Annotated in this window: 18 protein-coding genes; 12 read left to right on the top strand and 6 right to left on the bottom strand. The window is 72.9% G+C overall.

Annotated elements, in window-relative coordinates; all coding sequences use genetic code 11:
* Positions 1 to 62 precede the first annotated feature (62 nt).
* Positions 63 to 1,136 (bottom strand): anthranilate phosphoribosyltransferase, encoded by a 1,074-nt coding sequence (gene trpD / locus ABZ490_RS13125; RefSeq protein WP_358988616.1) that lies wholly within the window; start codon positions 1,134 to 1,136, stop codon positions 63 to 65.
* A 113-nt stretch (positions 1,137 to 1,249) separates the two neighbouring features.
* Between trpD and ABZ490_RS13120 the strand changes: the two genes are divergently transcribed.
* The gene (locus ABZ490_RS13120) at positions 1,250 to 2,632 is read left to right on the top strand and encodes a PLP-dependent aminotransferase family protein (protein ID WP_358988613.1); all 1,383 of its coding nucleotides are present in this window, start codon (positions 1,250 to 1,252) and stop codon (positions 2,630 to 2,632) included.
* Here the strand turns inward: ABZ490_RS13120 and ABZ490_RS13115 are convergent.
* Both ABZ490_RS13115 and ABZ490_RS13110 read right to left on the bottom strand, forming a co-directional pair.
* Positions 2,622 to 3,206, bottom strand: coding sequence for an aminodeoxychorismate/anthranilate synthase component II (locus ABZ490_RS13115; protein ID WP_358988611.1), 585 nt, complete (start codon positions 3,204 to 3,206; stop codon positions 2,622 to 2,624). The two genes, ABZ490_RS13120 and ABZ490_RS13115, sit on opposite strands and share 11 nt — an antisense overlap.
* Positions 3,203 to 4,726 carry an anthranilate synthase component I family protein gene (locus ABZ490_RS13110; protein ID WP_358988609.1) on the bottom strand — a complete coding sequence of 508 codons (1,524 nt, stop codon included), beginning with the start codon at positions 4,724 to 4,726 and terminating at the stop codon, positions 3,203 to 3,205. The genes ABZ490_RS13115 and ABZ490_RS13110 overlap by 4 nt, the downstream gene beginning before the upstream one ends.
* 175 nt (positions 4,727 to 4,901) lie before the next feature.
* On the opposite strand from ABZ490_RS13110, the gene ABZ490_RS13105 reads away from it, so the two are divergent.
* Positions 4,902 to 6,254, top strand: a complete 1,353-nt coding sequence (locus ABZ490_RS13105; protein WP_358988608.1) for a class II 3-deoxy-7-phosphoheptulonate synthase — start codon at positions 4,902 to 4,904, stop codon at positions 6,252 to 6,254.
* 27 nt (positions 6,255 to 6,281) lie between these two features.
* On the opposite strand, the gene ABZ490_RS13100 is transcribed toward ABZ490_RS13105, so the two are convergent.
* Positions 6,282 to 7,013 (bottom strand): alpha/beta fold hydrolase, encoded by a 732-nt coding sequence (locus tag ABZ490_RS13100; RefSeq protein WP_358988605.1) that lies wholly within the window; start codon positions 7,011 to 7,013, stop codon positions 6,282 to 6,284.
* Between the two features lie 254 nt (positions 7,014 to 7,267).
* Between ABZ490_RS13100 and ABZ490_RS13095 the strand changes: the two genes are divergently transcribed.
* The 10 genes from ABZ490_RS13095 (at position 7,268) to ABZ490_RS13050 (ending at position 21,462) form a co-directional block, all read left to right on the top strand.
* Positions 7,268 to 8,335, top strand: coding sequence for a cysteine synthase family protein (locus ABZ490_RS13095; protein ID WP_358988603.1), 1,068 nt, complete (start codon positions 7,268 to 7,270; stop codon positions 8,333 to 8,335).
* Positions 8,332 to 9,783 (top strand): argininosuccinate lyase, encoded by a 1,452-nt coding sequence (gene argH / locus ABZ490_RS13090; protein WP_358988601.1) that lies wholly within the window; start codon positions 8,332 to 8,334, stop codon positions 9,781 to 9,783. Before ABZ490_RS13095 ends, argH begins: the two co-directional genes overlap by 4 nt.
* Entirely contained in the window at positions 9,780 to 11,018 is a 1,239-nt protein-coding gene (locus ABZ490_RS13085; protein ID WP_358988599.1) for an ATP-grasp domain-containing protein, read from the top strand. Before argH ends, ABZ490_RS13085 begins: the two co-directional genes overlap by 4 nt.
* Positions 11,019 to 11,062: 44 nt before the next feature.
* Positions 11,063 to 14,344: an amino acid adenylation domain-containing protein gene (locus ABZ490_RS13080; RefSeq protein WP_358988597.1), complete on the top strand. Its 3,282-nt coding sequence runs from the start codon at positions 11,063 to 11,065 to the stop codon at positions 14,342 to 14,344.
* On the top strand, positions 14,341 to 15,234 hold the full coding sequence (locus tag ABZ490_RS13075) for a kinase (RefSeq protein WP_358988595.1): 894 nt from the start codon (positions 14,341 to 14,343) through the stop codon (positions 15,232 to 15,234). The genes ABZ490_RS13080 and ABZ490_RS13075 overlap by 4 nt, the downstream gene beginning before the upstream one ends.
* A gap of 88 nt (positions 15,235 to 15,322) precedes the next feature.
* Entirely contained in the window at positions 15,323 to 17,527 is a 2,205-nt protein-coding gene (locus tag ABZ490_RS13070) for an MMPL family transporter (RefSeq protein WP_358988593.1), read from the top strand.
* Between the two features lie 50 nt (positions 17,528 to 17,577).
* Positions 17,578 to 18,765 carry a sensor histidine kinase gene (locus ABZ490_RS13065; RefSeq protein ID WP_358988591.1) on the top strand — a complete coding sequence of 396 codons (1,188 nt, stop codon included), beginning with the start codon at positions 17,578 to 17,580 and terminating at the stop codon, positions 18,763 to 18,765.
* Positions 18,766 to 18,767: 2 nt separating this feature from the next.
* Positions 18,768 to 19,415, top strand: coding sequence for a response regulator transcription factor (locus tag ABZ490_RS13060; protein WP_358988589.1), 648 nt, complete (start codon positions 18,768 to 18,770; stop codon positions 19,413 to 19,415).
* A 114-nt stretch (positions 19,416 to 19,529) separates the two neighbouring features.
* A complete protein-coding gene (locus ABZ490_RS13055) occupies positions 19,530 to 20,774 on the top strand; it encodes a histidine kinase (protein ID WP_358988587.1) in 1,245 nt (414 codons plus the stop codon).
* 79 nt (positions 20,775 to 20,853) lie between these two features.
* Positions 20,854 to 21,462: a response regulator transcription factor gene (locus ABZ490_RS13050; RefSeq protein WP_358988585.1), complete on the top strand. Its 609-nt coding sequence runs from the start codon at positions 20,854 to 20,856 to the stop codon at positions 21,460 to 21,462.
* A gap of 31 nt (positions 21,463 to 21,493) precedes the next feature.
* Here the strand turns inward: ABZ490_RS13050 and ABZ490_RS13045 are convergent, their stop codons facing one another.
* Entirely contained in the window at positions 21,494 to 22,120 is a 627-nt protein-coding gene (locus tag ABZ490_RS13045) for an NADH oxidase (RefSeq protein ID WP_358988583.1), read from the bottom strand.
* A 33-nt stretch (positions 22,121 to 22,153) separates the two neighbouring features.
* Positions 22,154 to 22,966: an AfsR/SARP family transcriptional regulator gene (locus ABZ490_RS13040; protein ID WP_358988581.1), complete on the bottom strand. Its 813-nt coding sequence runs from the start codon at positions 22,964 to 22,966 to the stop codon at positions 22,154 to 22,156.
* Positions 22,967 to 23,047: the final 81 nt, after the last annotated feature.

The raw sequence follows: 23,047 nt of genomic DNA, 5'->3' as shown, positions 1-23,047 counted from the left end.
GGGAACTGCGCGAGGACGGACCACGGCCCGCAGCCGCCCCGCGACCCCGCCCCCCCCGGCGATCACGCGGGGGACGCGACCCGCCCCGCCGAAACGGCCACCCACCGTTCCAGCACCTCCGCCGCCGCCCCCGAATCCACGGCGTGCCCCGCACGGGCCAGGCCGGAGGCGAGGCGTTCCGTCAGCGGCGCCGTACCCCCCTCGAACGCCGCCAGTCCCGCCGCCGCGGACAGCAGGACGGCATCCCTGACCGGCCCCCGCGCCCCCGCCAGGACCTCGCGGGCCACCCGGGCGTTGTGCACCCGGTCGCCGCCGCGCAGCGCCCCCGCGGCGGCCCGTGGGACACCGATGTCCCGCGGATCGAACGACTCCCGGCGGACCTCGCCGCCGGTGACCGACCACACGGTGGAGGTAGTGGTGACCGTCAGCTCGTCCATCCCGTCGTCGCCGCGGAACACCAGCGCGTCGGTGCCCCGCCCGGCGAGCACCTCGGCGATGCGCCGGGCGAGCGCCGGGTCGGCGACCCCGATCGCCTGGGCCGCCGGCCGTGCCGGATTGGTCAGCGGACCGAGGGCGTTGAACACGGTACGGATACCGAGTTCGCGGCGCGGCCCGGCGGCATGCCGCATCGCCGGGTGGAACAGCGGGGCGAAGCAGAACGTGATGCCGGTGTCCTCCACGACCGCCGCGACCTCGTCGGCCGGCAGGTCGAGCGCCACCCCCAGCTCCTCCAGCACATCGGCGGAGCCACACGCCGAGGACGCCGAGCGGTTGCCGTGTTTGACGATCCGGGCCCCGGCCCCGGCCGCCACCAGCGCCGACATCGTCGAGATGTTCACGCTGTGCGAGCCGTCGCCGCCGGTCCCCACGATGTCGAGGCAGCGGCCCGGCACCGGCAGCGGCACCGCGTGCCGGAGCATGCCGCGGGCCAGGCCCTCGATCTCCGCGGCCGTCTCGCCCTTCGCGCGCAGGCCCATCATCAGGGCGGCGAGCCGTGCCGGGCCCGCCGCGCCGGACATGGCCTCGTCCATCGCCCACTCGGCCTGCGGCGCGGACAGGTCCCGGCGGTCCAGCAACGTGCTCAGCAATGTCGGCCAGTTGTTCACGGCGATCTCCTCGTACGTCAATGGATTCATTTTCAGTCTGGGAAAGAAAACGGCTCCTTTCCAGACCACTGCCGCGCCCTTCGTGCGGTCCAATTCGCCCGAACCGGAATGGGAAAGGGAAGGGAAAGGGGGATGAGAGCAGCGTGCATGCGACGATGAATGTCGTCCGGGACTCCGGCGTCCCGCTGACGTCACAGATCCAGCTGTTCATCAAGAGCGAGGTCGCCGCCGGAGTGCTGCATCCGGGCAGCCGGCTGCCCTCCAGCCGGAGCCTCGCCGACGACCTGGGCGTCTCGCGGAGTGTGGTCGTCGAGGCGTACGGGCAACTCGTGGCCGAGGGCTATCTGGAGGCGGTGCAGGGCGCGGGCACCCGTGTCGTACGGCATCTGCGGCCCGAGCCGGTCGTACCGACCCTGCTGGAGGACGGCCGGGTGCCGGACGTGCGGTGGGACCTGCGCCCCAACGCCCCCGTGTTCCCGCACTTCCCGCGCCGCGACTGGCTCACCTGCTACCAGTGGGCGCTGCGGTCCGCGGACCCGGCCGACCACGACTACCCGCCGCCCGCCGGGATGCCGGCGCTGCGCACCGAACTCGCCCACTACCTGGGCCGGGTGTGCGGCGTGCCCAGCACACCCGACCAGATCATGGTCGTCGCCGGCTTCGCCCAGACGCTCGGCCTGCTCGGCGCCGCGCTGCCGGAACTGGGCGTGGACACCCTGGGCATGGAGGACCCGGGGCATCCGCGCCAGCGCCGGTTCGTGCGCGAGTGCGGACTGCGGCCCGTCCCGGTGCCCGTCGACGCGGAGGGCATCGACGTGACGGCACTGGCGGCCTCGGGGGTGCGTGCGGTGCTTGTCACGCCCGCCCACCAGTACCCGACCGGCGTCACCCTGTCCGCGCGACGGCGCGCCGAACTCGTGGCGTGGGCACGGAGGACGGGGGGCTGGATCGTGGAGGACGACTACGACGGCGGCCTCTGGTACGAGCGCGGCACGCCCCGGCCGCTCGCCCTGCGCCGGCTCGCCCCCGAGCACGTCGTCTACGCGGGCACCGCCAGCAAGACGCTCGCCCCCGGCCTGCGCCTGGGCTGGCTCGTGGCACCGCGCGCCCTGCTCGGCCCGCTCCTGCGCGCCCGTGCCCGGCACGACCTGGGCACCGACAGCCTCGCGCAGCTGGCGTTCGCGCAGTTCCTGCGCAGCGGCCTGTACGACCGTCATCTGCGCCGCCTCAACTCCCTCTGCCGGGACCGCCGTCAGGTCCTGGAGACGGCGGTACGACGGCATCTGCCCGGCGCGAGGGTCCTGGGACCGGCGGCCGGACTGCACGCCTGCGTACAGCTGCCTCCGCACACCGACGAGGCGGCGCTGGTGGCGGGGGCGCTCAGCCGCTCGGTCCTGGTGCGGGGCGCGGCGGCGTTCCACGCGCGGGCGGGGGAGGGGACGCCCGCGCTGGTGGTGGGGCACGCCCAGCTTCCGAGGACGGGGATCGGGGAGGCCGTCGCGGAGCTGGGCGCGGTCATCGGCTGACCGGGGAGGCGCCGAGCTCCAGGAAGTTGCGCATCATGGCCAGCCCGCCCGTCGTCATCACGGACTCCGGGTGGAACTGCACCCCTTCGACGGGCAGGGTCCGGTGCCGCAGCCCCATCACATAGCCGTGATCGGCGGCCACCGCGGTCGTCATGAGCTCCTCCGGCAGCGGCTCGGCGACCAGCAGCGAGTGGTACCGGGTCGCCTCCAGGGTGTGCCCCAGCCCCTGGAACAGCCCCGCCCCGTCGTGCCGGACGGTGCTGGTCCGCCCGTGCATCACCTGTTCCGCCACCTCGATCCGTCCGCCGTACGCGAGCCCGATGGCCTGGTGCCCCAGGCACACCCCGAGCAGCGGCACCCGTCCCGCGAACTCGTGCACCAGCTCCACGTGCCCCGAGTCGGCCGGATGCCCGGGGCCCGGCCCGAGCACCACGGCGTCCGGCTCGAGCCCCGCCAGGGCGGCGGGTGTCCGGGTCAGGGAGCGGACGACCCGGGTGTCGGCACCGAGGGTGCGCAGGTACTGGTCGATGATGTGGACGAAACTGTCGTACGCGTCGATCAGCAGCACCTTCACGGCAGCAACTCCTCTCCGGTCAGCGCCCAGTACGCCGCGCCCATCTTCGCCAGGGTCTCCCGCCACTCCGCCTCCGGATCCGACTGGGCGACGATGCCGGCCGAGCTCTGGGTGGAGTAGACGGCCCCGTCGTACGCGATCGTGCGGATGCACAGGGCGAGCTCGCACCAGCCGCGTACGTCGATCAGCCCCACCGCGCCCGCGTAGCTGCCGCGAGGCTCTTCCTCCAGGCCGTCGATGATCTCCATGGCGCGCACCTTGGGCGCCCCGGTCATGGTTCCGGCGGGGAACGTCGCACGCACCGCCTGCCACACGTCGACGCCCGGTTCCAGACGGCCGGAGACCGTCGACACCAGGTGGAAGACGTGCGAGAAGCTCTCCACGTCCATGAGCCGGTCCACCGGCTGGGTGCTGGGCCGGCTGATCCGGCCGATGTCGTTGCGGCACAGGTCGACGAGCATGATGTGCTCGGCCTGTTCCTTGCCGGACTCCCGCATCTCCTTGATGCGGCGCCGGTTGACCTCGTCGTCGGGGCCGCGCGGCGCGGTGCCCGCGATGGGCCGCATCACGATCTCGTCCCCGGCGAGGTCGTCGCGCTCGATCCGGAAGAACAGCTCCGGGCTCGCGCCGATGAGGGTGCCGCCCGCCCCGGGCACGAGATACATGTACGGCGACGGGTTCCGCGCGCGCAGTCGCCGGTAGACGTCGAGCGGCTCCAGGTCCGTCACCACGTCGATACGGTGCCCGATCTGGATCTGGTACAGGTCGCCGACCGCGATGTGCGCGAGGCAGCGGTCCGCCCAGCCCAGGAACGTGTCACGGGCGACGCTGTCGTGCACCGAGCGGGGTGCGGGCGCCTCCGGCGGTGCGACGGCGGCGGTCCGTGCCGCCTCGGCGGCGGCCGCGGCGATGTCCGGCGCCGGCTCCGCGCCCGCGAACTCCGCACAGTGCGCCCGCAGATGACATGGTGCCCCGCCCGCGACGTCGTACCGGACGGTGTCCCGGAAGAGCGTGAGCGTGATGTCCGGGCCCTGCGGATCCCCGGTCCGCCCGGGCAGCGTCTCCATGTGCCATGCGGACTCGTACGCGAAGGACGACAGGAACCCGAACGCGTATCCCTGGGCGGGGAGTTCACCGCCGACCTCGAACACACCCCGGACCCGGCCGAGGGCCTCCCACAGCATGTCCCGGCCGGTGAAGCGCAGCCGGTGCCGGCCGGGCTCCGGGCCCGGCGGCGGGTTCCGGACGAGCCCCGCCGCTCCGGCCGCCCGGGCGAGGGCCGCCGCCACGGCCGGTACGCCGTCGATGTCGAGATGCCGGTCGTACACCCGGATCTCGGCCAGCCGCCCGACGCCGACGACCGCCGAGCGCCGGTCCTCGGCACTGCCCGCCGGACTCTCCAGGAGGAACACGTCCGCCGAGGGGCGGCCGCCGGTCAGCCGGGCGTAGAGAGCGAGCGGTTCATGCCGGGGCAGACGGGTGCAGGCGATCCGCACCTCCATGGTTCCCTTTTCGTTCAAGACGAACTCCCCACCGATTCAGTGTCATGGGCAGGAAGAGTCAATCAACCGCCCCGTGAACGCGGCCAGACCAATTCCGTGGAGCCGATGCAGTCCATTCTCGAATTGCTTGACCGGATGCCCGGGCCGGATATGTAGTGGGCGCATATTCGATGCCGACAGGGAAGGCACGGCCATGGAAGTCCTGGAAAGGCAGACCGCTGAATTCGCCGAACTCCGGCGTACGTTCCCGGCAGCCCAGCAACCCGACTGGCCCGACCCCGCCGCGCTGCGTGACGTCACCGACGGGCTGGCCACCGCGGCACCGCTGGTCACCGCCCGAGAGTGCGCCGACCTGCGGGAGCGCATGGCGGCCGTGGCCCGCGGCGAGGCGATCCTGCTGCAGGGAGGCGACTGCGCCGAGACCTTCGCGCAGGTGACCGCCGACTCCGTGCGCCGCAAGCTGAAGACGCTGCTGCAGATGGCCGTGGTCCTCACCCACGCCACCGCCCTGCCGGTCGTCAAGGTCGGCAGGATGGCGGGCCAGTACGCCAAACCGCGCTCCAGCCCCGTCGAGCGGCAGGGCGAGGTGACCCTGCCGTCGTACCGCGGGGACGCGGTCAACGGCCTGGAGTTCACCGCCGCGGCCCGCCGGCCCGACCCGGCCCGCCTGCGCACCATGTACGAGGCGTCGGCGAGCACCCTCGGCCTGGTCCGGTCCCTCACCACGGGCGGGTTCGCCGGCCTGAGCCAGGTGCACGCCTGGAACCGGGGGTTCGTCGCCCGCTCACGCGCCGGGGAGCGCTACGAGGCACTCGCCGACGAGATAGGCCGCAGCCTGGCCTTCATGCACGCCTGCGGCATCGACACCCGGGAGCTCGGCACCGCCGAGTTCTATGTGAGCCACGAAGGGCTGCTCCTGGACTACGAGACGGCGCTCACCCGCACCGACCCGGAGACGGGCCGCGTCCACGCGGGCAGCGGCCACCTGCTGTGGATCGGGGAGCGCACCCGCCAAGTGGACGGCGCGCACGTCGAGTTCTTCTCCCGGATCAGCAACCCGATCGCGGTGAAGCTCGGCCCGTCCGCCGCCGCCGACGACGTGCTGCGGCTGGTCGACCGCCTCGACCCGCACCGCGAGCCGGGCCGTCTCACGTTCGTGGTGCGGGCGGGCGCGGAGCGCGTACGGGACGTGCTGCCGGTCCTCGTCGAGAAGGTCGGCGCCGAGGGGGCCCAGGTGTGCTGGGTCAGCGACCCGATGCACGGCAACACGACCACGGCGCCCAGCGGCCACAAGACCCGCCGCTTCGAGACGGTCCTCGACGAGCTGCGCGGCTTCGTGGAGGTCCACCGCGCCCTGGGCACCCACCCGGGCGGCATCCACGTCGAGCTGACCGGCGACGACGTCACGGAGTGCGTCGGCGGCGGCAACGCCCTCCTGGCGGAGGACCTGCCGGTCCGTTACGAGACGGCCTGCGACCCGCGGCTGAATCACACGCAGTCGCTGGACCTGGCGTTCCTGCTGGCGGAGATGTACCGCGACCGGTGACGGGGGCCGGCCGGCGGGAGCCGTCCGTCACCGCGGTCCCGCGCCCCCTCGGGACGCGTCCGGCGTCTCGGCCACCAGCGCGTACGGGGGATCCTGCTCCAGGTAGAAGTGCCCTCCGGGCAGCGTCCGCACCCGGAACGGTCCCCGGGTCACCTCCCGCCAGGCAGCCACCTGGTCGCCGGTCACCCGGGGGTCGTCGGCGCCGACCAGCGCCGTGACCGGGCAGGCGAGCGGCTCGGCGGGACCCCGCCCGTACGCGGCGAGCATCCGGAAGTCGGCGCCGATGTACGGCAGGACGAGGTCCACGAACCCGCGGTTGTCCAGGAGCTCCGGGTCGGTGCCGCCCAGTTCGATCAGGGTCCTGACGACCGCGGCCTCGTCCCAGGTGGTCGCCGTCGCGGGGTCCGCAACGTGCAGCTGCGGGGCACGGGCGCCGGAGGCGAACAGATGGTGCACGGTGCGGCCCGCCGCCTCGAGGGCCCTGGCCGCCTCGTAGGCGACGGTCGCGCCCATGCTGTGGCCGAACAGGGCGAGCGGGCGGGAGTCGTCGACGGCCAGCAGCTCCGCCGCGATCTCCCGCGCCATCGGCGCGAGTGCGGTGGCGTACGGCTCCCCGAAACGCTCGGCACGCCCCGGATAGCACACGGCGTGCACCTCGAGCCCGCGGAGCGCCTTGCTCCAGCCGCGGAAGAAGTAGGGCGAACCGCCGGCGTGCGGAAAGCACACCAGGCGCCGCTCGGCGAAGGGTCGCGGTTCCATGACCTGCGTCCACAGCATCCTGCCCCCAAGGGTCGTCATGCGCTCCGGCGGTCGCCGGTGCCCGGGCGATGGTCTCGCGTCGCGCTGACACACCGTTGACAGGGCGGGCCGGCCACGGGTGTCAGCCGCGTGTCAGGACCGCGCGTCAGCATGGACCGCACGGGAGTGTTCGCCCGAAGAGCCGCATATCCGCACAGAAAGCCTCTTCCCTCACCCACCGGAACTCCGTGTCCGCCCACGATCCCAGGAGCACCATGCCTCCGGCCACGTCGACGTACCCCTCGATCACCGAGGCCACCATGATGCCGCGCCTCATCCGGATCGGCTCCAACCTCTACGGCGCCGTCTTCACCCTGATGAAGCTGCTGCCCGCCCACTACATCCTGCAACGCGCCCGGGAACGAGGTGAGCTGGGCCCCGACACGGTCATCGTGGAGACCACCTCCGGCACCTTCGGACTCGCCCTGGCCATGCAGGCCGCCCTGATGCGCCGGAAGCTGATCCTGGTCAGCGACCCGGCCATCGACGCCCATCTGTACCGCCGACTCACCGACCTCGGCGCCCGTGTCGAGATCTGCCGGGAGCCCGCGCCGGTGGGCGGCTACCAGACCGCCCGGCTCGACCGCCTCGCCGAGATCCGGGCCGAACTGCCCGACACCTTCTGCCCCGAGCAGTACAGCAACCCCGACAACCCCCGCTCGTACGGCACGGTCGCCGAGCAGCTGCAGCGTACGCTCGGCACCGTCGACTGCCTGGTCGGCCCCGTCGGTTCGGGCGGCTCCATGTGCGGCACCACGCGCGCCCTGCGCACCCGTACCCCGCACACCGTCGCGCTCGGCGTCGACACCCACCACAGCGTCCTGTTCGGCCAGCCGGACGGCTCGCGCGAGCTGCGCGGCCTCGGCAACAGCCTGTGGCCGGCCAACCTCGACCACGCCGTCTTCGACGAGGTGCACTGGCTGTCCGCGGCGGAGGCGTACGCCAGCACCCGCGCGCTGCACGCCCGGCACGCCCTGTTCCAGGGCCCCACCAGCGGCGCCGCCTACCAGGTCGCCCGCTGGTGGGCCGGACGCAACCCCGACCGGACCTGTGTGGTGATGCTCCCCGACGAGGGCTACCGCTACCAGGCCACGGTCTACGACGACGCCTGGCTCGCCGCGGGCGGCCACACGACCGCGGACCGTCCGGCCCGGCCTTCGCAGGTCACCGAGCCCGGAGCCGCGGGGGAGCGCTGGTCCCGGCTCGTCTGGCGACGGCGTTCCTACGACGCGGTACCCGGCGTCGTCCCGCGCGCCCCGCTGGCGGAAGAGGCCCTGTCATGAGCCCCCGGGCCACGGACACCGGCCGTCTCACCGGAACCCTCGCCCCCCGCACCCGTCGCCTCGTCTACGGCGAACAGAGCCCCGACGAGATCCGCCGCGAGCTCGAACCCATCACCACCGTCGACCTCGCCCACGTGGTGATGCTCACCGAGTGCGGACTGCTGCCGGGCGAGGCGGCGGCCCGGCTCATCGACGCCGTACGGCGACTGCGGGCGAGCGGCTTCCGCGAACTGGAGGGCCTGGACGCCCCGCGCGGCGCCTACCTCATGTACGAGGGCCACCTCTCCGCCGTACTGGGGGAGGACGTCGGCGGCAGGCTGCACACCGCCCGCTCCCGCAACGACATCAAGGCGACCGTGACGGCGATGCGCCTGCGCGACGAGCTCTCCGGCCTCCACGGGCAGTTGATGCGCCAGCAAGGCGTCCTGCTGTCCAGGGCCCGCGCGTACGCCGAGGTCGTCATGCCCGTCCACACCCACTTCCAGCCCGCGATGCCCGTGACCTACGGCCACTACCTGGCGGGCATCGCCGCCGCCCTGGACCGTGACCTCGCGGCACTGCGGCACACGGTCGGCGAACTGGACCGCTGCCCCCTGGGCGCGGGCGCCGTCGCCGGCACCGACCTGCCGATCAACCCGGAGCGCACGGCCCTCCTGCTCGGCTTCACGGCGTCGCCGCTGCACGCCACCGACGCGGTCGCCGCCCGTGACACCGTGCTGCGCGCTCTCGCCGTGAGCGCGTCGGCCGCGGTCACCCTCAGCCGGCTGGCCACGGATCTCCAGCTGTGGAGCACGCAGGAGTTCGGCTTCGTCGCCTTCCCGGAACGGCTCGTCGGCGGCAGCTCCGCGATGCCGCAGAAACGCAACGCGTTCCTGCTCGAACACGTCAAGGCCAAGGCGGCGCTCGCCATCGGCGCGTGGACGGCGGCGGCGTCGGCGATGAAGTCGACCCCGTTCACCAACTCCATCGAGGTCGGCACGGAAGCCGTCTCGGCGGCCTGGCCCGCCCTGGCCGCCGTACGGGACGCGATCCTGCTCGGCCAGGTGCTGGTCTCCGGGGCGCGCCCGGTCGCCGCGCGGATGGAGGCCCGCGCCGCGGAAGGCTTCGTGACCGCGACCGTGGTCGCCAACCGGATGGTCGCGCAGGGCGTCCCGTTCCGCACCGCGCACCACGTCGTGGGCGCGGCCGTGCGCCGGGCGGTCGAGTCCGGGAACACCGCACTCACCGCGGGGGCGCCGCTCCCCGCACTGCGCGACGTCGTCGCGGAGCTGAACAGGGGCGGCGGCCCGGGGGAGTGCGGCAAGACGGTGGACGCCCTGCGCGGCCGCCTGCGCGACCACGCGGAGTGGGCCGCCTCCCACCGCGCCCGCCTGCGGGACGCACACCGTCGGCTGGACGCCGAGGCACAGGGGATCGTGGCGCGGTACGCGCCGGGAGGCACACGATGAGAGCCGGCTGGATGGCCTTCGTGGAGAGCAACACCACCGGTACGGGACGGGAGTTCTGCGCCGCCGCACGCGCGCGCGGCCTCCGGCCCGTGCTGCTCGCCCGCGACCCCGGACGGTATCCGTACGCCGCCGAGGACGACGTCGACACCAGGACCCTCGACACCTCCGACCCGGACGCGGTGCTCCGCACGCTGACCGCTCTCGCCGCGGCCGGCGGTCTCGCGGGGGTCACCTCCAGCTCCGAGTACCACGTCGCGACAGCGGCCCGCGCCGCCGCGGCGCTCGGTCTGCCGGGCCCCGACGGTGACGCGGTGGCGGCCTGCCGCGCCAAGGACGTACAGAGGGAACGGCACCGCGCGGCCGGGGTGCCGGTGCCGCGGTTCCAGGCCGTCACGGATGCCGCGGCGGCCGTCGCCGCGGCCGAGTCCCTCGGCTACCCCGTCGTGCTCAAACCGGTCAGCGGCTCGGGCTCGGTCGGCGTACGCCTGTGCCGTCACGCGGACGACACCCGTCACTGGGCCCACCGGCTCCTGGACGACGGCGCGCACACCCGCATCCTGGTCGAGGAGGCGGTGGACGGACCGGAGTTCTCGGTCGAGACCTTCGACGGCCGGGTCGTCACCGTGGTCGCCAAACACGTCGGCCCGGCCCCGTACTTCGTGGAGACCGGCCATGACGTGCCCGCCGCCACCCCCGAGTCCACGACCCACGCGCTGGGCGAGACGGCCGTCCACGCCCTGACGGCTCTGGGCCTCGGCTGGGGCGCCGCCCACACCGAACTGCGCTGGTCCGTCGGCGGCCCGGTCGTCATCGAGGTCAACCCGCGCCTGGCGGGCGGCATGATCCCGGTCGCGGTGCGGGCCGCTCTGGGCGTGGACCTGGTGGACGCGGTCGTGGCCCGGGCCGCGGGCCTCCCGGCGGCGGCGCCCGCCCCCGGTGCGGGGCATGCCGCCGTGCGCTTCGTCATGGCGGCCCGCGAGGGCCGGGTGGCGTCGGTACGCGGGCTGTCCGCGGCCGCCACGGCCCCCGGCGTCCTGGCCGCGCGGGCGACCACCGCGCCCGGCCGCGACATCCGCATCACGCACTCGTTCCAGGACCGTCTGGCCTGCGTGGTGGCCGCTGCACCCGACCCGCTGAAGGCGGCCCGCCGTGCCCTGGCGGCCGCCGCCCTCGTCGAGGTCGACCTGGACCCCGTTCCCGCCCCGCACCCCGCACGAGAGAGGGCCGCCACCTGATGACCGCGACGAGCCTTTCCGGCCGGGCACCCGAGGAACACGGCGTGCGCACCGGTCCCGAGTTCACCACCACCGTCCCCCGCTGGCGCGCCCCGCACGCGGGCGGTCCCGGCGCCGGCACGCACCGGACCGCACTCCCGCCCGACCTGCTCGACGACCTGGAGCGCACCGCCCGTGCCCTCGGCACCGACCTGCCCGTCCTCCTGCTCACCGCACACGCCCGCGTCCTGGCCACCCTCACCTCCGAACGCGGCGTCGTCTCCGGTTACGTACCGCCACGGCCGGGGAGCGCGGCGCGCGCCCTGCGTCTGACCGTCGCCCCCTCCACCTGGGCCGACCTGGGCGAAGCCGTCTCCGCCGCGCGGGAGGCGACGGCCGGCGCGCCCGAACCCGCACCCGACCCCGCACCCGACACGGTGCTCGACCTGTCCGGCCTCACGACCGGCACCCCCGGCAGCGGGCCGGGCGCCCTGCTGCGGTTCGCGTGGGCGCAGGGCCCGGACGGCCTCACCCTGCACGTGACGTACGACCTCGGCGCCTTCGACGGCGACCACGCCGCACGCCTCGCCGGATACCAGCAGGCCGCCCTGCGGCTGCTCGCCGAGGACCCGTCCGCCCGGCACGACCGCCAGAGCCTGCTCTCCCGGGAGGAGACCGCGACCCAGCTCTACGGACTCGCCGGTCCGCGCCTCGACCCGCCCGGCCTCACGTTCGTGGACCTGTTCCGGCGGCGGGCACGGGAGCGGCCCGACGCCCCCGCCGCCGCCCACGGCGACCGGAGCTGGACCTACCAGGAGCTCGACGCCCACTCCGACCGCGTCGCGTGTGCCCTGGTCGCGGCGGGAGCGGGTGCCGAGGACGTGGTCGCGGTGGTCATGGACCGCACCCTCGAATGGATCGCGAGCGCGATCGGCGTCCTCAAGGCGGGCGCCGTGTACCTCCCGATGCCGTGCGACCTGCCCGTGGAACGCGTGGCCGTCCAACTCGAGGAAGCCGTCTGCGTACTGGCCCTCACCGACCACCACGGCGAGAGCCTCGTCCGCAAGGCCGCCGCCGAACTCGACAACGGTCCGGCCGTCCTGCCGTTCCCGCACACCGACGCCGGTCCCCGCCCTCCGCTGCCCGACCCGCCCGCCCCCCACCAGGCCGCCTACATCTACTTCACCTCGGGCTCCACCGGCACCCCCAAGGGCGCCCTGTGCGAGCACGGCGGCCTGGTCAACCACCTCTGCGCGAAGATCGACGACATGGGGCTCGCGGCGGGACCCGGCCAGGTCGTGGCGCAGACCGCGTCCATGGGCTTCGACATCTCCCTGTGGCAGTTCGCCGCCCCGCTGCTGGCCGGCGCCACGACCCGCGTCATCGACACCGACATGCTGCTCGACGTCCCCGGATTCCTCGACGAACTCGTCGACCACGAGGTGACCGTCGCGCAGACCGTCCCCGCCTATCTCGACGTCCTGCTGCGCCATCTGGAGCGGCACCCGCGCGACCTCGGTGCCCTGCACACCCTCTCCGTCACCGGCGAGGTCCTCGGCCTCGACCCGGTCCGCCGCTGGTTCGCCGCCCATCCCGGCATCCGCCTCGTCAACGCCTACGGCGCCACCGAGGTCTGCGACGACACCATGCACGAGATCCTGGACGGCGTCCCGGAGCACGGCTTCGTGCCACTGGGGCGGTCCCTGCCGAACGTCAACACCTACGTACTCGACCACCATCTGGACCTCGTCCCCCTCGGCACCACCGGCGAGATCGCCTTCTCCGGTGTCTGCGTGGGCCGTGGCTACATCAACGACGAGGACCGCACCCGGCAGGCCTTCGTCCCGGACCCGTTCCGCGCCCACACCCGCATGTACCGCAGCGGCGACTTCGGCCGCTGGCTGCCCGACGGCCGCCTGGAGTTCCTGGGACGACACGACGAACAGGTGAAGATCCGCGGCTACCGGATCGAACTCGGCGAGATCGAACACCAGTTGGCGACCATGGCCGGAGTGCGGGACGTGGCGGTCGTCCTCGACGGCGACCTCGGTGCGACCCGCACCCTCGTCGCCTTCCTCACCACGGACGAGACGGACCCGGCGGCCTTCGACACCGCCGCACGGGCGCGGGACTTCCTCACGGCCCTGCTGCCCGACTACATGGTGCCCACCTACTTCCATCGGCTCGAACACCTCCCGCTGACCTCCCACGGCAAGGTCGACAAGGGGGCCCTGGCCGCACTCGCCGGCACCCTCGGCCACGGCGGTGCCGCCCACACCGCCCCGGCCGCCCCCGACGAACGGCGCCTCGCCGTGGCCTGGGCCGAGGTGCTGGGCGTCCCCGTGGAACGCATCGGCAAGGACGACAGCTTCTTCGCGCTCGGCGGCACGTCCCTGGCCGCCGCCCGGCTCCTCGCCCGCCTCGGCCGCCTGCTGACCGTCGCCGACCTGGTCGCCCATCCGGTCCTCGCCGACCTGGCCCAGGTCCTGACCCGCCGCCGCGACGGCGGACGCCACCGACCGCACCGGCACCGGCTGCTGCATCCGCTGCTACCGGTACGCAGCCCGCACCGCACCCTGGTCTGCTTCCCGTACGCCGCCGGGAACGCCGTCAACTACCGGGCACTCGCCGAGGAGCTGGAGCGCGACGGCGTCGCCGTGTACGGGGCCGAACCGCCCGGCCACGACTTCGCCGCCCCCGACGAACCCCTCCTGGACGTCCCCGAGCTGGCCCGCCGCGCCAGGGACGAGATCCTCGCCCACCTCACCACGCCCGTCCTGCTGTGGGGCCACGGCGCCGGTGCCGCGGCCGCCCTGGAGACCGCCCGGCTCCTGGAGGCGGCGGGGCGGCCCGCCGAGCGGGTCTTCCTCGGCGCGCAACTGCTGCCGGACACCGCGGCGTTGCTGGCCGGCCTCGCCGAACTCGCCGCCGTGGACCGGCGCACGCTGCTCGGCCGGCTGCGCGGCGGCCACGCCTACGTGGAACTGGACGCGTACCAGCCGGAACGGGCCGAGGTCGCCGACCGCGCCTACCGGCACGACGTCGACACCGCCCACCGGCATCTCATCCGGCTCCAGGAAGAGCCGCGTCCGCGCCGTCTGGCCGCCCCGGTGGACGTCGTCGTCGCCCGTGACGACCCGCAGACCGCGGACGCCTCCCGTGCCGTCGTCGCCTGGCGCAGACTCGCCGAGCGCGTCACGCTCCACGAACTGGACGACGGCGGCCACTACTTCATCGGCACCCGGCCGGCCCTCAGCGCGGCCCGGGTACGCGAGGCGATCACCCGTACGCACCCGCCGGCCGGACCCGCACGGGACAGGCCCGTACAGGACAGGAGGCGCACGTGACCACGACCGACCACCGCCGGGTGGCGGCCACCGGGGTGAGCACCGCCTTCGGCACCTTCGGTGAACTGCTCCAGGGCGTGCTGCCCGAGGAGGACGGAGACTTCCTGGTCACCCTGCCGGTGGCCCGCTGGTCCACGGCACGCTTCGTCCTCACCCCGGACCGGACGGAGGTGGCCGTCGAACCGGCCCACAAGACCAAGGCGCTGCGGCTGGCCGGGATGATCCTGGACGACGCCGGAAGACCCGGCGGCGGGGAACTGGTCATCGACAGCACCCTGCCCGAGGGCAAGGGCCTGGCCAGTTCGTCCGCCGACCTGGTGGCCACGGCGCGGGCCGTCGCCAACGCCCTCGGCGAACCCATGCCACCGCGCCGTATCGAGTCGTACCTGGCCCGCATCGAACCCACCGACGGCGTCCTGTACCCGGCGATCGTCGCGTTCCACCACCGCAGCGTGCGGCTGCGCGCGGAACTCGGCTCGCTGCCCCCGATGACGGTCGTCGGCATCGACGAGGGCGGCGCGGTCGACACCGTCGCCTTCAACGCCCTGCCGAAACCGTTCACCGCGGCCGACCGGCGGCAGTACGCCCGCCTCCTGGACCGTGTCACGCGCGCCGTGGCCCGCGGGGACCTGGCCGAGGTCGGCCGGGTGGCCACCGAGAGCGCCCGGATGAACCAGGTGCTGCGCCACAAGAAGTCGCTGGAGCCGATGATCCGCGTCTGCGAGGACATCGGTGGTCTCGGCGTCGTCATCGGCCACAGCGGCACCTCACTGGGGATCCTCCTGGACACCACGGCGCCCGGCAGCGCGGGCCGGCTCGCCGCCGCCGCACAGCGGTGCCAGGAACTCGAGGGCAATGTGACGGTGTTCCACACCCTCAGCTTCCACTGAGCCGGACGGGGGTCCACCAGTCGGTGGACCTCAAGTTCAACCGGTCGCCGCTGTCGGCGCCGCACCCCCGACGAAGAGCATGGATGCCATGAAGAATCTTCCCGTACAGATGGCTCGTTGGAGCGCCGCCCACCCCTGGCGGGGCATCGTCGGCTGGCTCGTGTTCGTCGTCCTGTGCCTCGGCGTCGGCATCTCCGTCGGATCCAACCCGGCGACCACCGAGGACTTCCGCATCGGCGAGGCGGGACGCGGCGAGGAGATCGCCGCGGAGGGCGGGTTACAGCAGCGCCCCGTCGAACACGTCCTCATCACCGCGAAGCCGGGGACCGGAAAGCTCGACATCGCCGCCGCCGACTCGGCCGCCGCCGACGTCGCCGCCCGGATGGGCAGGCTGCCCGAGGTGCTCTCCGTCGCCGACCCGGTACGCAGTGCGGACGACACGGCGGTGCGCGTCACCATCACCATGAAGGGCCCGGAGCTGGAGGGCAAGAAGCACGTCGACCCGCTGCTCGAGCAGACCGCGGCCGTGCAGAAGGCGAACCCCGGGCTGCGCGTCGAGGAGACCGGATCGCCCTCCATCAGCAAGGGCGTCGAGAAGCTGCGCGGCGACGACCTCTCGCGCACCGAGGTGATCGCCCTGCCGGTCACCCTCATCACCCTGCTGCTGGTCTTCAGCTCCGTGGCGATGGCCCTCGTACCGCTGCTGCTCGCCCTGTCCTCGATCGTCGCGGCCGTCGGCCTGTCGATGGTGGCCTCGCACGTCTTCCCCGACGCGGGCGTCGGCACCAACGTCATCCTGCTCATCGGTCTCGCCGTCGGGGTCGACTACACGCTCTTCTACCTCAAGCGCGAACGGGAGGAACGGGCGCGCGCCGGCGGCAAACTGAGCCCGCAGGCCGTCGTCGAACTCGCCGCCGCCACGTCCGGACGGGCCGTCGTCCTCTCCGGTCTCGCCGTCGCCGTCTCCAGCGCCACCCTCTACCTCGCCGACGACGTCATCTTCTCGTCCATCGCCACCGGCGCGATCCTCGTCACCCTCGTCGCCGTCGTCAGCTCCCTGACCGTGCTGCCCGCCCTCCTCGCCAAGCTGGGCATGCGCGCCGAGCGCCGGGCCGAGCGCCGGGCGGCCCGCGGGCTCGCGCCGAAGAAGCAGCGGACGCACAAGACCGGCCCCGGCCGGCTGACCGCCGCCGTGCTGCGCCCCGTCGCCAAGCACCCCACCGCCACCCTCACCGTCACCGTGCTCGGGCTGCTCGCCCTCGCCGCCCCGGTGCTCGGTCTCAAGCTCACCGACATGGGCCGCGAGACGCACTCCCGCTCCATCGTCGCCATGCAGGTCTACGACCGGCTGAACGCGGCCTACCCGGATCTGAAGTCCATGCACCAGGTCGTCGTCCGCGCCGACGCCGACAAGTCGCCCGAGGTGACCGCCGCCCTGCGCGCACTCGCGGCCGACGTCAAGGACGACCCGCGCCTGAGCGGCACCTCCCGGCTGACCACGTCCCCCGACCACCGGATCAGCATGCTCCAGCTGCAGGTCCCGTACTACGTCAGCAGCGACGAGGCCCAGTCCTCGCTCAAGGACATCCGCGACACCTACGTCCCGGAGACCGTCGGCCGGGTGAAGGGCGCCGAGACCGCGGTGACCGGTGACGTCGCCCGCTACACCGACTACCCGACCCACCAGGAACAGAAGCTGCCCCTCATCATCGGGGCGCTGCTCCTGGTCACCTTCGCCATGACCGTCTGGGCGTTCCGCTCCGTGGTCCTCGGCCTGGTCGGCATCGTCCTCAACCTCCTCTCCGCCGCCGCCTCGCTCGGCATCCTCGTCATGGTCTTCCAGCACACCTGGGCGGAGGGCCTGGTCGACTTCACCTCCACCGGGTCGATCGGCTCCCGCGTCCCGCTGTTCCTGTTCGTGATCCTGTTCGGCCTGTCGATGGACTACCAGGTCTTCGTGATCAGCCGGATCCGGGAGGCCGCCCTGCGCGGAGTCCCGACCCGCAAGGCCGTGATCGAGGGCATCGGCAGCTCGGCCGGCGTGGTGACCAGCGCCGCCGTGGTCATGGTCACGGTCTTCGCCAGCTTCGCCGCCCTGCACCTCATCGAGATGAAGCAGATCGGCTTCAGCCTCGCGGTCGCGGTCCTGCTGGACGCCTTCGTGATCCGTATGCTGGTTCTGCCGTCCCTGATGCTCCTGCTCGGCGAGGCCAACTGGTGGCCCTCCCGCGGAGTGCGCCGTGCCCACCGCACCACCGAACAGGCACCCCGTCCGCTGGAATCGGTACGCTGATCGACTCGACCGCCGGCCGCTCAACTCCTTTACGAACGAGGTGAATCAGCGTGAGTCAGTGGCAGCAGCAGCCGGGTGACCGGCTCAGCCGGGACCGTGTCCTTCGCTGGAACCTGGCAGGCTGGATCCTGTTCGGCCTGCTGCCCCCGGCCCTCGCCCTGCTCGACGCGTCGCCGGCCCGGCGGTTCGCGCTGCTCGGCCTGCTCGCCCTGATCGCGCTCTGTCACACGGTCGTCCTCACCCGGCCGGACAACCCCCTCCTGCGTCCCCGTACCTACCTCGGCGTCCTCGCGCTCGTCCTGGGGACGACGGCCTACCTCCTGGACGGCGGGGCCGCCTTCTACGTGGTGTCCCTGCCGCAGTTCTGGCTCTTCGCCCGCGCCCCGCGGGACGCGGTCACGCTCAGCGGGGCCGCCGCGGCCCTCACCGTGTTCGGCGGCACGCTCGGGCAGGGCTGGAGCCCCCAGTTCCTCACCGGCAACGCGGTGTTCACCGTCGTCGCCTACGTCGCCGGGGTGGGCCTGGGGCTCTGGCTGCACCGTTTCGTCGGCCAGAGCCAACAGCGGCAGGACCAGCTGACCGCCGAACTGGCCGTCACTCAAGAGGAGTTGGCGGCCGCGCATCAGCGGCAGGGCGCGGCCGAGGAGCGCGAGCGGCTCGCCCGCGAGATCCACGACACCCTCGCCCAGGGCTTCGCCTCCATCGTGGTGCTCGCGGAGGCCGCCCGCGCCACCACCGTCACCGACCCCGTGCGCTGCGCCGAACAGCTCACCTCCATCGAGCAGACCGCGCGCGAGAACCTGGCGGAGGCCCGCGTGCTCGTCGGCTCCGCCCCCGAGAGCGGCGTCGCACCCGGCTCGCTGGCGACCACCCTGCGCAGAACCCTGGACCGTTTCGTCCAGGACACCGGTCTCACCGTCACCGCCGAACTGCCCGACATCGACCTGGACCAGCGCACCCGGGTCGCCCTGCTGCGCTGCACCCAGGAGTCCCTCGCCAACGTGCGCAAACACTCGGGCGCCTCCACCGTCGGCGTCGTCCTCACGGAATGCGTGGGCGGCGTCGAGCTGGAGATCACCGACGACGGCTGCGGCTTCGTCGTCGAGGAGTCCCGCGGTTTCGGCCTCGACGGCATGCGCCGCCGACTGGCCGAACTGGACGGCGAACTGGCCGTCACCAGCTCCCTCGGGGACGGCACCCGTGTCCTCGCCAGCCTTCCCACGCACAGTCAGGACTGACCATGACCGACACCGCGAACAACCGGATCCGGGTGGTCGTGGTCGACGACCACGCCGTGATGCGCGCCGGAGTCATCGCCCTGCTGACCGACGAGCCCACCATAGAGATCGTCGGCGAGGCGAGCGACGGCCGCGAGGGCGTCGACCTCGTCGAGCGGCTCGCCCCCGATGTGGCCCTCCTCGACCTGCGGATGCCGGTGCTCGACGGTGTGGCCGCCACCACCGAGATCGTCGCCCTGCCGGTGGCCACCCGGGTGCTGATCCTCACCACGTACGACACGGACGTCGAGATCGAACGGGCCGTGGAGGCCGGTGCCGTCGGATACCTCCTCAAGGACACCTCCCGTGAGCAGCTCGCCGACGCCATCCGCTCGGCGGCGCGGGGCGAGACGGTCCTCGCGCCCAAGGTCGCGGAGCGCCTCGTGGCCCGGATGCGCCGCCCCGAACAGGTCGCGCTCACCGCCCGCGAGCGGGACGTGCTGCGCGCGGTCGCCGACGGCCTGTCCAACGCCGAGATCGGCCGGCGCCTGGTCATCGGCGAGGCCACGGTGAAGACACATCTGCTGCGGGTCTTCGCGAAGCTCGACGTCAGCGACCGTACCCGCGCCGTCGTCGTCGCCCTGGAACGCGGGCTGCTCGTCCGCTCGTGAAGCCCAACTCGCCTGGCTGCCAAGCCGCTTGGGCTTCCGTGTTACGTACGTGATCCACAACCTGCTCGCTTATGCTCCGCACGGGGACGGGGCTGCGCGAGAGGGGATCCGAACATGTCGTACCGTCGAACATCCTCACGCGGGGCGGTCGAGGACGCCGGGCGGCCGGACGAGCCGCTCGGCGGGAGCGGCAACGTCCCCGCCCCCCGGCTGGGCCGGCTCGTCCTGCTCGCCGCGCTGCTGTCCTACTTCAGCATCACCTTGCTCAACATCCTCAGCTCCCACTCCTCGGCCCTCCCCGTGGCCGCGGCGGTCCTGTGTCTCGTCGGCATCCTCGGACTGCAACTGCTGCACTCCAGACCCGGCGCCCATCTGGAACCGACCGGCCGCAAGGCCGTCACCCTGGTCGCCCAGGCGCTGCTGACCTACCTCCCCCTTCTCGTCTTCCGGACGCAGTGGGGCTCGATGGCGGGGTTCCTCGCCGGCTCGCTGCTGCTGCTCCTGCCCCCACGCCAGGCCTGGCTCCTGTACGGGGTGGTGGGTGCCTCGATGCTCGCCCCGCCGCTGCTCGTGGGCCTGCCCATGGTTGAAACGTTCTATTACGTCCAGTCCACCCTGCTGACCGGGCTGGTGATCTTCGGCCTCACCCGGCTCGCCGACCTGATCCGCGTGCTGCACGAGACCCGCGGTGAACTCACCCGCGTCGCGGTCACCCAGGAACGCCTGCGCTTCGCCCGGGACCTGCACGACCTGCTCGGCTACAGCCTGTCGGCGATCACGCTCAAGGGCGAGCTGATCCACCGTCTCCTGCCCGCCCATCCCGCCCGGGCCAAGTCCGAGGTCGAGGACGTGCTCACCATGTCCCGCCAGTCGTTGGCCGATGTGCGCAGCGTCGCCAGCGGCTACCGTGACATGTCCCTCGAGGAGGAGATCGGCTCCGCCCAGTCCGTGCTCAGCGCCGCCGACGTGCGGGTCGCCGCGCGGGTGCGGATCGGGCAGCTGGAGCGGGAGCTGGAGACCGTGTTCGCGACCGTGCTCCGCGAGGCGGTCACCAACGTACTGCGGCACAGCCGTGCGACGTACTGCGAGATCACCGCCGAACGGACCGCCGGACAGGTGCGGCTGATCATCGTCAACGACGGTGCGACGAAGGGCTATCGGGACCCGTCCCCGCACAGTGGAAGCGGCCTCGGCAATCTCCAGACCCGGCTCACCGCCGTCGACGGCACCCTGAGCGTGGAGCAGGGCGACGACGGGACGTTCCGGGTCGTGGCCCGGGCCTCGGGGAAGCGGGCGCCGGCCGGTGCGGCCGACGAGGGCTGGGAGGCCGGCGCGGGGGACAGCCAGTCGGCAGCTTGACCATCAACATCCCGCTTGAATAGGGCAGTTGATAGGCTGAAACTGTAGATCGCTGTGCCGACGGGGGGTGCGCGCTGCGGTGATTCGGATATTACTCGCAGAAGACATGAACATGGTCAGGGGGGCGCTGGTGGCGCTTCTGAATCTGGAGAGCGATCTCGAAGTCGTCCGTGAACTGGAGCGTGGCGACGAGATCGTCGACGCGGCCCTCGAGGTCCGGCCCGACATCGCCGTGATCGACATCGACCTGCCGGGTCTGGACGGCCTCAGCGCCGCCCTCCAGCTCCATGAACGTCTGCCCGGCTGCAAGACCCTGATGCTCACCAGCCTCGGCCGTCCCGGCACACTGCGCCGGGCGCTCGCCGCGGAGGTGGACGGCTATCTCCTCAAGGACGAGTCACCGGCCGAACTGGCCCACGCCATCAGGCGAGTCGTCGCGGGACACCGTGTCATCGACTCCAAGCTGGCGCTCGCCTCGTGGAGCGGCGCGCAGAGCCCGCTGACCGAGCGCGAGACGGAGGTGCTGCGTCTCGCCGCGGAGGGCTCGGAGGCCAAGGAGATCGCCTCCGTCCTGCACCTGTCCACCGGGACCGTGCGCAACTACCTCACGACCGTGGTCGCCAAGCTGAACGCCCGCAACAGGGTCGACGCGATCCGCATCGCCCGGGACGCCGGCTGGCTGGTCTGAGAGGTGAGCCGCGGTCGCGGGGTCCGGCGGCTCAGGCGTCGTCGTGCGGGTCGTCGTCCACCGGGGGTGCCATTCCCGCCGCCGCCAGATAGCGGATGATGCCCTCGGTCATCTGCAGCGGCAGGGGCAGCGAGGCCTTCGCCTTGTCCGGAGTGACCGGCCAGGCCAGCATCGCCACCACGAGCGCCGCCTCCGGCCGGTGCAGCACGACCCGGTGCGGACTGTCGGCGGCCTCCAGCGAGACCCCGGAGTCGAGCACGGTCAGGACCATCCTGCGGGGCAGCCGCACCGCCCGCTGTCCCGGCAGCCAGACCAGGGTGAAGGGGGCGTCCTGCGCCACCGGGAACACCGACAGCAGCGGGCCTCTCAGATCGTCGACGCCGAGCGTGCGCACCACCAGGTGGGACAGCTTGCTCAGCACCGGCAGCAGCACCGCGTTCAGGTCGGGGTGCCGGTCCGCGGCGTTGGCGAGGACCACGGGTCCCAGCTCCATCCGCCGCAGAGCCTCCCGCACCTCGGGCCCGGGCCGCTCCACACGGTCCATGCCCCAGCGGCTCTTGAGCACCATCTGGTCCTGTCCCTCGTCGTGTTCGACGGTCACGTCGTCGGACAGCGACCAGAGGTGGACCGTGAGGACGTCGGCAGGCGTGTGTCGCATGGCCTGCCCTCCTTTCGAGGGAACTGCCGCCGGTCAGAACGCGGTCAGAGTACGGACCGGGGCATCCAGGAGCGGCTCCCCCGCCAGCACCCAGCGGTGCAGCTCCTGAAGCCTGCGCGACGGTTCGATCCCCAGTTCCCCCACCGATGTCTCCCGCAGCCGCCGGAACGCCTCCAGCGCCTGCGAGGGACGCCCGCTGCGGTAGAGCGCGACCATGAGCTGCGCGTGCAGATTCTCCTGCAACGGGTGCAGGGTGGTGAGCGCGGTCAGCTCGCTCACCAGATGCACATGCCGGCCCAGCCGCAGCTCGGCGTCGATGCGCGACTGGACAGCGGCGAGCCGTACCTCGTCCAGCCGCAGCGCCTCGGCCCGCAGGGCCCCCGACGCCCGTACGTCGCTCAGTGCCTGCCCGCGCCACAGGGCGAGTCCGTCGGACAGCAGCAGGGCACCCCGCTCGTCCTCGCCCCTGCCGATCGCCTGCTCGGCCTGTCGCACGAGACGCTCGAACTCCTCGGCGTCCAGCCGTACGTCGGGCATGCCGAGCCGGTAGCCGCTGTGCCCCCGGCTGAGGATCTCCTTGGGATCCACGTGCGGAGTGACCCGGGAGACAGCGGTGGCGATCCGCTGCCGCAGCTGCTTCACGTACGTCTGCACCGCGGCCGAGGGACCTGCCGGGGGGCGGCCCTCCCACAGTTCCTCGGCGATGGCGGCCATGCTCATCTCGCGTCCGGCGCCGACCGCGAGCAGTGCGAGCAGCCTGCGCTGCTTGGCCGCGCTGGGGACGATGGACGTACCGCCCACGGCGGCCGTGAACGAGCCGAGCAGCCCGATGTCCAGATACGCCATGCCAGTTCCCTTCTCTCCGGATGGCGCGAGCCTGGCACGCGGCGCGGGGACGGGGACAGTGAGGGCGCCACGAGAAGGGGA

The organism is Streptomyces sp. NPDC005811 (assembly GCF_040630405.1).
Lineage (GTDB): Bacteria > Actinomycetota > Actinomycetes > Streptomycetales > Streptomycetaceae > Streptomyces.
The sequence above is the reverse complement of the archived record's forward strand: the minus strand, read 5'-3'. Positions and strand labels throughout refer to the sequence as shown.